9 protein-coding genes are annotated in these 14,755 nt (G+C 34.5%); 2 read left to right on the top strand and 7 right to left on the bottom strand.

The annotated features are described in order from the left end of the window. Positions 1-29: 29 nt before the first annotated feature. From KMW28_RS28045 to KMW28_RS28025, 5 genes are all read right to left on the bottom strand, one after another. Complete coding sequence (locus KMW28_RS28045; RefSeq protein WP_169666696.1) at positions 30-2,039, bottom strand: Ig-like domain-containing protein; 2,010 nt, start codon at positions 2,037-2,039, stop codon at positions 30-32. 364 nt (positions 2,040-2,403) lie between these two features. Further along, a complete protein-coding gene (locus tag KMW28_RS28040) occupies positions 2,404-3,957 on the bottom strand; it encodes a sulfatase-like hydrolase/transferase (RefSeq protein WP_169666693.1) in 1,554 nt (517 codons plus the stop codon). 253 nt (positions 3,958-4,210) lie between these two features. Continuing rightward, positions 4,211-5,767: a sulfatase-like hydrolase/transferase gene (locus tag KMW28_RS28035; protein ID WP_169666735.1), complete on the bottom strand. Its 1,557-nt coding sequence runs from the start codon at positions 5,765-5,767 to the stop codon at positions 4,211-4,213. Between the two features lie 206 nt (positions 5,768-5,973). Beyond that, the gene (locus KMW28_RS28030) at positions 5,974-7,404 is read right to left on the bottom strand and encodes a sulfatase-like hydrolase/transferase (protein ID WP_169666691.1); all 1,431 of its coding nucleotides are present in this window, start codon (positions 7,402-7,404) and stop codon (positions 5,974-5,976) included. Positions 7,405-7,567: 163 nt separating this feature from the next. Then, complete coding sequence (locus KMW28_RS28025) at positions 7,568-9,184, bottom strand: sulfatase (protein ID WP_169666689.1); 1,617 nt, start codon at positions 9,182-9,184, stop codon at positions 7,568-7,570. 275 nt (positions 9,185-9,459) lie between these two features. On the opposite strand from KMW28_RS28025, the gene KMW28_RS28020 reads away from it, so the two are divergent. Then, positions 9,460-10,578: a glycoside hydrolase family protein gene (locus KMW28_RS28020; RefSeq protein WP_169666687.1), complete on the top strand. Its 1,119-nt coding sequence runs from the start codon at positions 9,460-9,462 to the stop codon at positions 10,576-10,578. A gap of 60 nt (positions 10,579-10,638) precedes the next feature. Here KMW28_RS28020 and KMW28_RS28015 read toward each other — a convergent pair whose 3' ends face one another. Next, entirely contained in the window at positions 10,639-10,788 is a 150-nt protein-coding gene (locus KMW28_RS28015) for a hypothetical protein (RefSeq protein ID WP_169055552.1), read from the bottom strand. Positions 10,789-10,917: 129 nt separating this feature from the next. Continuing rightward, positions 10,918-11,622, bottom strand: a complete 705-nt coding sequence (locus KMW28_RS28010) for a DUF2490 domain-containing protein (protein ID WP_169666685.1) — start codon at positions 11,620-11,622, stop codon at positions 10,918-10,920. Between the two features lie 386 nt (positions 11,623-12,008). Between KMW28_RS28010 and KMW28_RS28005 the strand changes: the two genes are divergently transcribed. Further along, a complete protein-coding gene (locus KMW28_RS28005; RefSeq protein ID WP_169666683.1) occupies positions 12,009-14,453 on the top strand; it encodes a zinc-dependent metalloprotease in 2,445 nt (814 codons plus the stop codon). Positions 14,454-14,755: the final 302 nt, after the last annotated feature.

The raw sequence follows: 14,755 nt of genomic DNA, 5'->3' as shown, positions 1-14,755 counted from the left end.
TTGAGGATTGTTCCAAGTATTCCAATCGGTTAATCATTTTCGAAATCACCATTTAATACTAAAGAATAAAGTACCTCACCGACAGAAACATTCACCGATGTAGTATGACGACCATCTAAAGTGGTCACTGTAATTGTCGCATTGCCATCAGCAACAGCTTCATCGCTACTTGACCATGATACAGATTGGACAGATGCATTTGCAGGGGATATTGTAGCTGTTGCTTGCCAAGTTTCTCCAGCTTCAAGAGAAGATGTGATAGGAGATAAGCTAACACCTGTTACACGAACAGCATCACTAGGTAAACCGATATTATGCTTATTATCCGCACCAATGTTAGGAATCAAATTCTTGACGTCTACTGGATTGCCATAAATATCAGTGGCTGTATGAAGAGAGATGTTTTCAAAAATACCTTGACCGGCCATAGGGAAAGAAGGTTCAGGAAATGCTTTACCGTTATTAAGGGCAGGGCTATTTTCTTTCAATTGGAAACCATCAATATCTGTGGCTGTTTCATCCATGAATTGAGGATCTTGACTTGTAATTTTATTGTTATCAAGATTCATGAAGGCATTAGAAACATTACCGTAGAATAGGTTGTTGCTTACTAATAATTCACTACCATTTTCAATATCAATCATTACCTCATCTGCACCAATACTAGCACCATTTATGACCTTAAATATATTGTTGTAGATGTAGGTATTCTTTGCAAAAATTGAGATGTCAGGAGTATAGCCGCTCTTGTTCAATAACACTGTGTTGTTGTAGACAAAATTACTATCTGAACGTACAGGTGTTTCACCAGAACCTACATAGCCAGATACCCAAATCGAAAATCCATGATGATCTCTAAAACCATCATTTTTAGAGACATTATAACGGAAAGTACTGTTCACACAATCTCCTAAGATTTCAACAAAACCACCTTCCGTGTCTTCGCTATAATTGTACTGATAGATAGCATTTTTACAGAAGAAGTCAATATGTCCACCAGCACCATAAGTATCTCCAAAACCACGTGCTCTATATTGTCTGTTAAATTGAACAATAATATTTCTAGTATCCCAAATCCAACATCCTTCACCTCTACCAAAATAACGGTCGGTTGACGATTTATGGTCACCCCATCCTAGATCTATAAAATCATTTTTTTCTACCAAAGCATTATAAGCTGATGCAAAAACAATGGCATCACCACCTAGTTTTTCGAATACATTGTTTCGAATCACAAAGTTCTTGTTTCTATCTTCAGAGTCGATAGGGTTGTTTCTGATGTTTGATAGGTGACGTACATGCACACCTCTAGAACCCAAGTTATAGAAGTAACAATCTTCAATTAAAACATCTTCGATACCAATTTCTTTGATAGGGCTAACCGTTTTATCATTCGCTTCAGAATCAAAGAAAATACCGTGAGCTGTATAATAATCTAAAGTGAAGTTTCCCTGGTAGTCGATCATATCAATACCGAAAACATCTGTAATTTTCAGTCCTCTAAAAATCAGACCTTTCATTACGCCACCCCACTTGTTAGCATATACTTTGATACCAATTGACGTGTTAGAGCCCCAAGTGATATTCCCTTTGTTTTTTCTATCGTTCTTGATCCAAAGGTTTTCCATAATTAAGTAAGGAGTGTTCGTCAGTTTTACTGCTTCTAAATTATCACCGTTAGGAATATTTCCTGAACCAGAAATGATAGGTAACTCACCCGTGCCATAACTACCTATTGTAATAGGAGCAGCTTCAGTACCTTGAGCAAATACAATTAGTTTCCCCTCAAAAGTATCACCTCGTCTAAATAGCATTTGATCTCCGGGAGCTAAAAGTCCACCTTTTGATTGTAATTGAGCAATTTCTGATGCTTTTTCTAAAGTTTTCCAAGGAGACTCAATACTTCCGTCGTTGCTATCATCACCATCAGCACTGAAATAGTAGATGTTATTTTCTGTAGATGTTGTTAGGCTTTCTCCATAGAGATATGGAGTGAAGAGTAGAGTAATAATTAAACTCCACGAGTATAATTTTTTCATAGTAAATTATTATTAGTAATAAATAATCACAGGCTCATTTCATTTCATTTTCTGCCTGTCAAAAAAATAGAGTGATCTTGCTAGCTGGTTGATTTCTCTATTAAGTATAAATGCTAATTAAGGGTAATTTTGATTGATTTATGAGCACAGATAAAGTTTTCATTAGCATATATTTAGTAAATAATAACATAAAAGTGTACTATTTACAGTTTATTGTCTGATAACCAAAAGAATAAAAAAGGAGGATGTCTCATTTATCCACTTTTCCTCGTATCATAAGCCTCGGATTTAAATCCGGAGCTTATGATACGAGGTTTTATTGAATTTTGAGACATCCTCCTTACCATAGAATGGCGAAGAAATATTATTTCAACTCTAATTGTTGAAATTGCCTGCCATGATTGCCTTTCATAGCTAAAAATTCTTCCATCATTTCTACTACTAATTCTGGCTTTTCTTTAGCAATGTTTTTCGATTGTGAAGGATCTTCTTTGATATTGAAAAGGCTTATTTCTTCAACGTTACCAGATTCAATTTTCACATGTTTATTGTACTTTGGACCTTCATAGGGAGGAATCAAAATATAATCACCTTTTCTGAAACAAGTTCTTGAAGTAGCTTCTAAGATCAATGATTCTCTACCCACTTTTGATTTTCCTAAGAAAGCCGACATCACATCTTCAGAATCAGGACCTCTCATATCACTACCTACAAGAGTGGCTAGAGAAGACAACAAGTCAATCTGACAAACCAATGCATCAGAAACTGATGGTTCGATAGTTCCTTTCCAATAGGTAAAGAATGGAACGTGTGTACCTGCATCGAATAGAGAGTATTTACCTCCACGGAATGGGCCAGATGGCTTGTGATCACCATTTAATTCTTCCGAGTCATCATAATAACCATCATTTAAAACAGGACCGTTATCCGAAGAAACGATAATTAATGTATTGTCTTCAATACCCGCTTCTCTAATTGTTTTCATTAATTCGCCGATACACCAATCCGCTTCCATAATTACATCACCACGAGGACCTTTGCCAGATTTGCCAACAAAACGAGGGTGAGGTGTTCTTGGAACGTGAGGTTGTTGCATTGTATAAGCTAAGAAGAATGGCTTCTCTTCTTTTGATTTTTCAGTGATATAACCTTTTACACCATCAAGGAAATGATCTGCCATATCCACATCACTCCAGATAGCAGAATTACCACCTTTCATATAGCCCATACGAGGAACACCATTGATAATTGTTGCATTATGACCATGGTGCCATTTCATTGTGGTTAACTCAGGATTATCTTTTCCTGTTGGTTGCCCTTCAAAGTTATTTATGTAATCAATTTCTATAGGATCGTTGGGATCTAAATTCACTACATTACCGTCTTCTATATAAACAGTTGGTACTCTATCTTGAGTTGCTGCAAGAATATAAGAATAATCAAAACCTACTTCTTTAGGACCAGGAGTAATGTGTTTATTCCAATCTTTGTAACCAGATCCTAAGCCCAAGTGCCATTTACCAATGATTGCAGTATGGTAACCTGCTTCTTGTAACATTTTTGGTAATGTTACTTGAGTTGTATCAATAATAAGCGGTGCAGTACCAGCTAATACTTTTAATTCTTTTTTCCATGGATAATGTCCCGTAAATGATGCATATCTAGATGGAGTACAAGTAGCTGAGGAAGCATATCCATTTGTAAAGTTTATCCCTCCATTAGCTAAACTATCTAGATTAGGAGTTTGAAAATCTTTAGCACCATTTACACTTACATCACCATACCCAAGATCATCAAAATAGACAAAAATGATGTTTGGTTTTTTAGCAGCTTTTGAAGCTGTTGTTTTTTCGTTGGCTACTTTACATCCTATCGCAAAGAACGATATCAATAAGCCGATTAAAATATTTCGTCTCATTTGTTTCTTAAAAAAAATTATTCATTTCACTTATTCAAATATCGGTATCATTAATACATCTATATTGGCTTTAATCTATCAAAAAGTGACAATGCTGTCTACAAAATAAAAATTTAGACAACATTATCACTCTATTCTAGGCCTAGAAATACATGGTTATTTTATTTTCTAAGCTATATGGACCTATTTTAATCATTTATAAAAAAAGCTCTGACAGATTGCCAGAGCTTAATTTATATTGCTTCAGATAATATTATTTCAACTCTAATTGTTGAATTTTCTTACCATAGTTACCTTTCTTAGCTAAAAATTCTTCCATCATTTCTTTTACTAACTCTGGCTTTTCTTTGGCTAAGTTTTTTGTTTGAGAAGGATCTTCTTTTACGTTGAAAAGAGCTACATGCTTAAGGTTACCTAACTCAATATTTACTTGCTTGTTCACTTTAGCACCTTTGTATGGAGGGATTAAAATGAAGTCGCCTTTTCTATAGGATGTTCTAGTAGTCGCTTCCAAGATCAAAGACTCTCTACCTTTAGTTGATTTTCCTAAGAATGCATCCATTACATCTTCTGAGTCTGGACCTCTCATATCACTACCTACAAGAGTAGCTAAAGACGAGAATAAGTCAATTTGACAAACCAATGCATCAGAAACGCCTGGCTCGATAGTACCTTTCCAATACGTAAAGAATGGAACGTGAGTACCCGCTTCGAATAAAGAATATTTACCACCACGGTAAGGACCTGCCGGCTTATGGTCGCCATTTAGTTCTACAGCATCATCATAATAGCCATCGTTTAATACAGGACCGTTATCTGAAGAAACGATAATCAAAGTGTTTTCTTCAATACCCGCTTCTCTGATTGTTTTCATCAATTCACCAATACACCAATCTGCTTCCATAATAACATCACCACGAGGTCCTTTACCAGATTTACCTACAAAACGTGGGTGAGGAGTTCTTGGTACGTGAGGTTGTTGCATTGTATAAGCTAAGAAGAATGGCTTATCTTCTTTTGATTTCTCCGTGATATAACTTTTTACACCATCAAGGAAATGGTCTGCCATGTCAACATCACTCCAAATAGCTGATTTACCACCTTTCATATAACCGATACGAGGAACACCATTGATAATTGTAGCATTATGACCATGATGCCATTTCATTGTTGTTAACTCAGGATTGTCTTTACCTGTTGGTTGACCTTCAAAGTTATTTTTATAATCAATTTCGATAGGGTCGTTAGGATCTAAATTAACAACATTACCATCTTCAATATACACAGTTGGTACTCTGTCTTGAGTGGCTGCAAGAATATATGAATAATCAAAACCAACTTCGTTAGGACCTGGAGAGATGTGTTTGTTCCAGTCTTTGTTTGCATCACCTAAGCCCATGTGCCATTTACCAATGATAGCTGTATTGTACCCTGCTTCTTGTAACATCTTTGGCATAGTTACTTGTGCAGTATCAATAATTAATGGAGCTGTACCAGGTAAAATTTTCAATTCTTTTTTCCATGGATAATGTCCAGTAAATGCTGCATATCTTGATGGCGTACAAGTAGCTGATGAAGCGTAACCATTTGTGAAGTTTACACCACCATTCGCAAGACCATCAAGATTAGGAGTTTGGAAATCTTTCGCACCATTAGCACTTAAATCACCATATCCTAAATCATCAAAATATACAAAAATAATATTAGGTTTTGATGAAGTTTCTGTTGCACCCGTTGATTGTTCGTTGGCTACTTTACACCCTATAGCGAAGAATGAAATTAATAAGCCTATTAAAATATTATGTTTCATTTGTTCTATTAAAAAATTACTCATTTCACTTGTTTCAAATGTAGTTGTTTTTTGTTCTTTATATAGGTGTAAATTGATCAAAAAGTGGTATAATTTTACCTATATGATTCATTTTGATCAAAAAATGATACTTTATTTATCAAAAATTATGGAGAGTTTAATCACAGTTTTATTTCTCTAACCACGGTTTACACCTTTTTAAAGAGTTAATATATTTCCGTTTCAAATCGGTCAGAATGTTTCTCAGAATATGCTTTATCCATCAATAATCCCATATAGGTAGGATCGATCATTTGGTCTAACCACGTTCTATATTCTGCTTTCAGCTCGTTTCTTTGTTCCTTAGAAAGTTGCAATTTTTCTTTCTCAGAAATGTCTTTTTTAACATTGTAGAAACTTACCTTTTCTTTTTGTTTCTTAGCATCAAATTCTACAATCATTTTAAGATCACCTTTACGAACGGCATGTCTTTTTTGATCGAATTTTCTCCATGCGATAGATTCATGAGGCGTACCAGTTTTTTCTCCATTTAAATAAGGAATCAGGTTTACTCCATCCAATTTATTTTTTGGAGTAGCATTAGCAAATTCAGCAGCTATTGCAGCGATATCCATAGCAATTATTGGTTCATTATATACTGTTCCTGCTTCAATTTGTTTTGGCCAACGCATGGCAAATGGCACTCTAAAGCCACCTTCGTAAATAGAACCCTTATGACCTCTTAAAGGACCTTGATCAGTCATTTTTCCTTTCTTTCCACCATTGTCAGATAAGAAAACCACCAATGTATTATCATCAATTTTTTGATCTTTTAATGCTTTTAATACTCTACCTACACCGTCATCAACTGCAGATACCATCGCGCAATAGGTTTTACGCTTTCCATCTTCCATATCAGGGAAACGATCTAAATATTTTTGAGTTGCTTGATAAGGTGCATGAGGTGCATTGTAGGCTAAATACATGAAGAAAGGCTCGTCGCTATTATTTTCGATAAACGTTACTGCTTCTCTTGATAATGCATCTGTTAAGTACTCTTTTTCATCCACTCGCGTATTATTATGTAATAACTTCGTACGGTACGCATCTTGTTGTGATTTTACCTGAGAAATATCTGATAATGTCCAATCTTCGGGAAAGTATCTATGACCACCTGTAAGGAAACCATAAAACTCATCAAAACCTCTTTTTAAAGGTCTCAATTCTTTATGTCCACCCAAGTGCCATTTACCTAAAGCCATACTTTTATAGCCTTCATGACCCAAGAAATCTGCAATGGTCTCTTCTTCAATGCTTAAACCTTGTGTGATATCATTAGGCGCCCAAAGTGGATTTCTAGATGAACCATAACGATCTTGATATCTACCTGTAACTAATGCGGCTCTTGATGGTCCACATACAGAATATGTTACATATCCGTTAGTGAATTTAGCACCTTCATTCGCAATTCTATCAATGTGAGGAGTAGGGATGTCTTTACTACCGTTGAATGAGACATCTCCATAACCTAAATCATCGACTAGAACAACAATGATATTCGGAGGCTTGTTTGCTGTTGTATCTTGAGTTTCGTTTTGAGCTGTTTTACAAGAATACAAAACAGCAACTAGGCTTATGACTGATATTATTTTCTTCATACTAAAAAATTCATTTCAATTTCTGGTATGCAATCTTAAATAATATTCTAGTCACAAACGGGGCGATATTCGTCAATTATGAGCACATAAACTGTAATCTGATGAAATATACTATTCTGTGTTTGCTTTTAATCATTAATACCACCCCCTTTAATAATCTAAATTAGTCTAAAGTTACTTTACTGCCCCACCAATCGGCATTGGGTTTAAAGTCTTCAGAAAGCATCTTCATACGTTCTTTTTCGAGGTTTTTCATTTTCACCTCTTTCATTTTCTTTAATTGTTTTTCAGCACGGCTTGCTTTAAAATCAGGATCTACAGTAGGGAATCTAGCACCCACTTCTTGTAGGTAATCAAAAAGCTTTTTGTGAAGGTTATTCACTATCTCTGGATGTTGATCTGCAACATTTTCCGATTCAGAAATATCTGCCCTTAAATTAAAAAGCTCTACTTTTTCAGATTCATAATAATGGATATATTTCCAATCCCCTAAACGTATCACCGAAGAAGGTTCACCACCTTGGTTACCGTAATGAGGATAATGCCACACCAAAGGACGGTCTCCTAAAGTCCATTCTTCACCCATAAGGATAGGTTTTAAACTTACTCCATCAGCATGAGTTTCGGGTTTTAAATCTGCACCCACTAAATCTAAAATAGTAGGGTAGAAATCAGTTCCTGTTACTGGAATTTCAGATACTTTTCCATTATTTTCTACCCAAGGAACTTTAATAAAATAAGGTTCACGAATACCGCCTTCATACTGATATCCTTTGCCACCTCTTAGCGGATAATTATTAGTAGAAAAAGCATCTCCAGCGACTACACCACCATTATCACTTGTAAAGATGACGATTGTATTCTTATCCAATCCATTATCTTTCAATGACTTCAATACTACTCCAACAGCATCGTCCATTTGTTCCACTAGACCAGCATAAACAGGGTTGTCTTGGTTTAAACGCATCGGTAAGAAATGTCCCATTTCATATCCTTTATCTTTCACGCCAAGTTGAACCGCCTTTTCTCTATATTTTGACCATTTTTCTTGAGTAGTTTGAATAGGGCCATGTACAGCATAAAAAGATAAATAAGCAAAGAAAGTAGTGTCTTTATGTGCTTTCATAAAGTCTGCAGTTTCTTGTGCTAACCTCATCGATAAATTTTCTCCATATTGACGGTTTTCTAACTTGGGGTTTTTAAAAGGAGAAAAGTAACCACCTCTAGGACCACCTGCATGATAACCTCCTTTATTAATATCAAATCCATGATTTTCCGGCGAAAAGCCTTCATCGCCCAAGTGCCATTTCCCAGCAAAGAAAGTTTTATATCCAGCTTCTTTCATCGCTTTAGGTAGCGTTGTAATTGCAGTATCTAATTGATGCTCATATTCAGGGGGGAGTAAAATATTTTCTCTACCTGATTTTTTCTTCCAATCTTTTCCTGTAGGGGCTCCAATCCAATCCGTAATTCCATGTCGAGCCGGGAACTGACCACTCATAATACTTCCTCGAGAAGGGCTGCATACTTGACAAGTTGCGTATCCATCGGAGAATTGCATTCCTGTGTTGGCAATAAAATCTATGTTGGGGGTTTCGTAATAATTACTTCCAGAAACGCCAGTGTCTTTATACCCATAATCGTCTACTAAAATAAACAATACATTTGGTTTGTTTGGAGCTTCTGTAGTAGTTTGTGCTTGTTTTATTTTACATCCAATCATCAAGGATAAAAGGGTAGAATAAAGAAAGAGTTTTCGTAATTTTTTAAATTCGTTCATTTCATTAAAAATTTAAGTTTGTCAGTTTATTAAACCTTTTCAATAAAGGTTTTTAATGTTTGTAATAACTAAATAACAAATATAAATTCAATCATCACAGAATAAACTTATCTTGGACAAATCGTTTTTATACTCAAAAAATAATGATATTTTTTTTTGATTCTTCAATCTCTAGCTATTAACAAATTATTTTACCCTTTTTTTGGATAAATTCTTCTCTTATGGTTATTCAATTAACGATTAAATTTGATAAACAACTTTTGATGAAATAAGAAATGAAATATACAAAACGACTAATCGCAAGCTTATTTTTTTTAGGTTTAATTTTTGGGTGTTCTAAACCATCTAGTACTCAATCGAATGCGTCGGCATCAAGTGATATTGATACAGACGATTTAGATTTGACCAAAATGATCCAACCAGTTGGTGAGGAGAATATTTTAAAGAATGACAACTTTCATAATTGGGGATCATCGATAGTAAAAGGAGAAGATGGTAAATACCATTTATTTTATGCTCAAATGCCAAAGGAAAATAGCTTCTTTTGTTGGTTAACCCATGGTATAATATCTCATGCTATTGCAGACGATCCCGTAGGTCCCTATAAACATGTAGAAGAAGTTTTAGCAGGTAGGGGAGCCGATCATTGGGATGCTTACACTGCTCACAATCCAAGAATTAGATATTTCGATGGAAAATATTATCTCTATTATATGTCAACCAATACGGGAGATAGAAAAATAACTTCAGAAGAATTATTTGAGGTGGGGTATCATCCTAAAGAACATAAAGAATTAAGAGAAATTTTAAGGAGAAATCAAAGAATAGGAGTGGCTGTTTCAGAAAGTGTGTTTGGACCTTGGGAAAGGTTAGATCAACCTATAGTTGAGCCTGCCGGACCAATCGTGAATGCTACGTCAAATTCTGCAGTAGCCAAACACCCCGATGGCTATTATCTGATGTTATTTAAAGGGGATAAGCCAGATATGGGAGATAAAATATTTAGACAACAAGCTATTGCTACCTCTCCAACTCCTCTAGGACCATGGGAGGTTCAACCTAAATTAGCAGTAGGTGATTTAAACGCAGAAGACCCTGTGATTTGGTACGATGATAAAAGGGAACGTTTTTATGGAATATACCATGCTTTTGGATATATGGGGTTAATTACTTCAGTAGATGGATTCCAATGGGATAAAGCCAAAAATTACAAAGTAATGGACTTGTCGTTTGATTATAAAGGGAAGGAAAAAGTAGATGTGAAGCGTTTAGAAAGACCTTTTGTATATATAGAAAATGGGACGCCAAAAGTATTGACCGTAGCAGCTAAGAAAAGTTATTTGGAGGGAGATAGTTATTCGGTGTTTATTCCTTTAAAGACAGAAGTGCAATAATCACTCACTTTTTTCTATATAAAAAGCCTTGTATTTTTTGTCATACAAGGCTTTTACTTTTTAAATTTCTTCATCAATATCTAAATCATACTTTTCAATAGCGTCTAGCTCGTCTTTCAAATCTTCGAAGTCTAGATCTTCCATGTCATCAAATAGACCGTCGTTGTTGTCAAAGATTTGATCTTCAAAATCCATAGCGAAATCTTCCATAATCTTATAGTTTATGAGGTATAATTAATTTACACTCATAATAACGGAACACTTCTTATAAGGTTGATGGTGTTTACATTTATTTTAGGGAAAAAATTACACCTCAAAAGAGTACAATAATATCTAGTTTTATCTATTTTTTTTACGTCCAAATAGAGGTCCTGTCCTCAAAGGATGTATTACATGATCAATTCTTACACGAATCATTTGATTTTCTGCAATGTATCCTGTTTCAGCTTTACTATAGGCCCGCTCATTTATATATTGCAAGGTGAGATGTACATTACCATAAATCTTGTTTTTAATACCAACAAGTAAACGATTAGCTCCGATGTAACTACCATCTTTTTTTACAGAGACAAAAGGTTCAGCCGCCAAAGTCCAGTGGCCAATAGGGGAATGGAATTTTAGGGCAGGGTTATACCTTATTCTAAAGTTGAAATTTTTGGTAGGATCTGTAAATGTTTGTTGTTCAAATCGTATACGTTGCTGAATGGTAATATCTTTTATCTTAAAACTATAGACATAATCTTGATAAAAACGGATTTCTTCTGACGCTACAGAACCATTCACATACATAATCCCTCCTCGGGCATACATGTTAGCATTAATATCGTATCTCAGACCAGATCTAATTTGACCTCGATATCTCTCAGCATCAAAGTATTCTCTCCAACCTATGTCAGAATCTATTGAAAACTTATAAGATAATTTGTACCGATTAAAATAATGAAACCAAATATAATCTTGAGCAAATAATTCGTTCGATATAGCAAAAGAAAATATTATGATCAGGTTTCTAATTAATTTATTTATGTTAATCAATTGGTTCATTTGTAAGTAGTCGCACTGTAAGTATAGTAAATCACACACAAATGTAATATTTTCTTTAGAATATAGACTATACATCTCCAATTTATTCGTTAAAGTTATTTAAGTTGGAGTTGAAACAATTCTTTTTTTGACGTCTATTAAGATGAAAAAATGAATATCACTTATTATCAGTGTAATAGGTGAGTTGTTTGAATGATATGTTCAATTTTTAATTTTGTTGTACAAATAAGTGTAAATGTTGTATTCTATTAAAATCAAGTATCAAATTTTGTATTCATTAATAGTTTTCTAAAATTTATAAAATGTAGGTTAAAACCCGACCTCGAAAAAAAAGTATTATTCATCGAACAAACAATTAGAATAACAATTTCAATTATTAATACTATATGAAACATAATTTTAAATTATTAACCCTAGTGTGTGTGCTCTTAGCATGTACCTTTACTTACGGGCAAAAGAAAAAAAACAAGAAAAAAAATAAAGCAAAAACAGAGGAGTCGGCTCCTAAAAAGGAAAAAGGACCTTATAAGGAATACAGTGAAGTTATCACTGATAAAGCAACATCTCAAGAAGGGTTATTTACTACTCACAAAGTAGACGATAAATATTACTTCGAAATCAACAAAGACCTTTTTGATAACGAAATCTTGATTGTATCTCGTATCGCAGGTCATGTGCAAGGGCTGAACTTTGGTGGTGCAGGTATGAAATCAAGACCTCAACAAGTTATCCGTTTTGAACAAAAAGATAAAAAAGTTTTGATGCGCTCGGTTTCTTATAATAGTGTTGCTTCAGAAGAAGAACCTATCTATAAGTCAGTTAAGAATAATAACTTCGAACCCGTAGTCTTCACTTTTGATATAGAGGCATTGTCATTAGATTCATCTTCTGTTGTTTTTGATGTGACAAAATTCTTTACTACTGATGTAGCTATGATTGGTGCGATGTGGGATCGTGAAAGAAAAGAATTTGCCATAAAAGGTTTAGATGGAAGCAGAAGTATGATTTCTTCTATGAAATCATTCCCTAAGAATGTAGAGGTACGTCATATCCTAACTTATAAAGGTGATAAATTACCTGACAATCAGATAACGAAGACACTTTCAGTAGAAATGAATCAATCGTTTATTCTTTTGCCAGAAAAAAAATGGCAACCAAGATATTACGATCCACGTGTTGGTTATTTTTCTGTTCAACAAACGAATTACAGTTTAGATCAACATAGAGCAGCGACTCAAAGGTTCATCACTAGATGGAAATTAGAGCCAAAAGATTGGGATGCATATAATAGAGGTGAATTGGTTGAGCCAGTAAAACCAATTGTATATTATATTGATCCGGCTACTCCAATGAAGTGGAGACCTTATTTAAAAAGAGGTGTAGAAGCATGGCAAGCCTCTTTTGAAAAAGCAGGTTTTAAAAATGCAATTATAGCTAAAGATGCTCCAACAAAAGAAGAAGATCCAGATTGGTCACCAGAAGATGTTCGTTATTCAGTAATCAGATACATTACTACTCCAATTCAAAACGCACAAGGACCACATGTTCATGATCCAAGAACAGGTGAGATTTTAGAATCAGATATTCTTTGGTACCACAATGTGATGAACTTATTAAGAAATTGGTGTTTGATTCAAACAGCTGCTGTGAACCCAGAAGCAAGAACAGCTCACTTCAAAACCGAATTAATGGGTAAACTTATCGAATTTGTAGCCACTCACGAAGTAGGGCATACCATTGGTTTAATGCACAACATGGGATCAAGCTGTAATTACACAGTAGAGCAGTTAAGATCTCCAGGTTTTGTTCAGAAACACGGTGTAGCACCTTCAATTATGGATTATGCTCGTATGAACTACGTTGCACAGCCAGAAGATAAAGGGGCAGGACTTTATCCAATTATTGGACCTTATGATCATTGGGCGATTGAATATGGTTACAAATTGACATCAGCAGAATCTGCCCTATCGGAGAAGCCAACTTTAAATGAGTGGATTAAGGAGAAAAACAAGAATCCATGGAATAGATATGGGGCACAACAATGGCCTTCAGTTATTGATCCTTCTGCTCAAACAGAAGATTTAGGTGAAGACGCTATGTTAGCAAGTGAGTTAGGTATCAAAAACTTACAACGTATTTTACCAAACCTTATAGAGTGGACTAAGGTGGAAGGTGAATTCTTTAACGATCTGGCTGAAATCTATTATTCTGCTGTTGGACAGTTTAACCGTTATATGGGTCATGTATCAAATAATGTCGGTGGTGTAATCATAGATTATAAGACGACTGAAGAAGGAAAGTCAGTGTACACTAACGTGACAAAGGAAAAACAAAAGCGTGCAGTAGCCTTTCTAGACAAGCAATTGTTTACTACTCCAGAATGGTTAATCAATCAAGATATTCTAAGTAGAATTGAATACAAAGGTACAGTCGAACAAATTAGAAAGTCGCAAGAGCGAACATTAAAAAACCTACTTAAAAACTCAAGACAGTTAAGAATGGTCAACCAGTTTGCACTTTCTAACGATGCTTACTCTATTGTTGAATTAAATAATGATTTAACGAAGAGTATTTGGAAAGAATTGAGATCGGGTAAATCAATTGATACTTACAGAAGAGAGCTTCAAAGAGTACACATCTATATTTTGATATCTAAATTAAAAGATGAAAAAGAAACATCATCTGATATAAAAGCGGTATCAAGAGCACAATTGGTAAGTATTCGTAAAATGGCTAAGTCTATGAGTAACAGATATAGATCATCATCTATTGAGAGCATGCACCTTAATGATGTTGTCGCAAAAATAGATACTGCTTTTGAAGGAAAATAAGCAGTAAGCTTTACAATGTTATTTTAAAAAGTGATATGAATATCAAAAGATATTTATATCACTTTTTTTAGTTTCTAAATTGTAATATTTAAAGATATTTTAGAATATGTGTGTTTTCGACACATAAATTTTGAGGAATATTTGGATAATAAAATTAAAGCTAGTAAAATTGGTCTACCAGATTATGGTAACCCAGTCGGGGTGCAAATATGATGGCTTGAAATGAAAAAAAACACTATTCATTGCGTATTATGAGCGAAAAGATAAAATTAAGAATACTACTAACTTCTCTAATAAAACAT

The organism is Flammeovirga yaeyamensis (assembly GCF_018736045.1).
Taxonomy (GTDB): Bacteria; Bacteroidota; Bacteroidia; order Cytophagales; family Flammeovirgaceae; genus Flammeovirga; species Flammeovirga yaeyamensis.
This window is presented reverse-complemented; position numbering and strand designations above follow the sequence as displayed.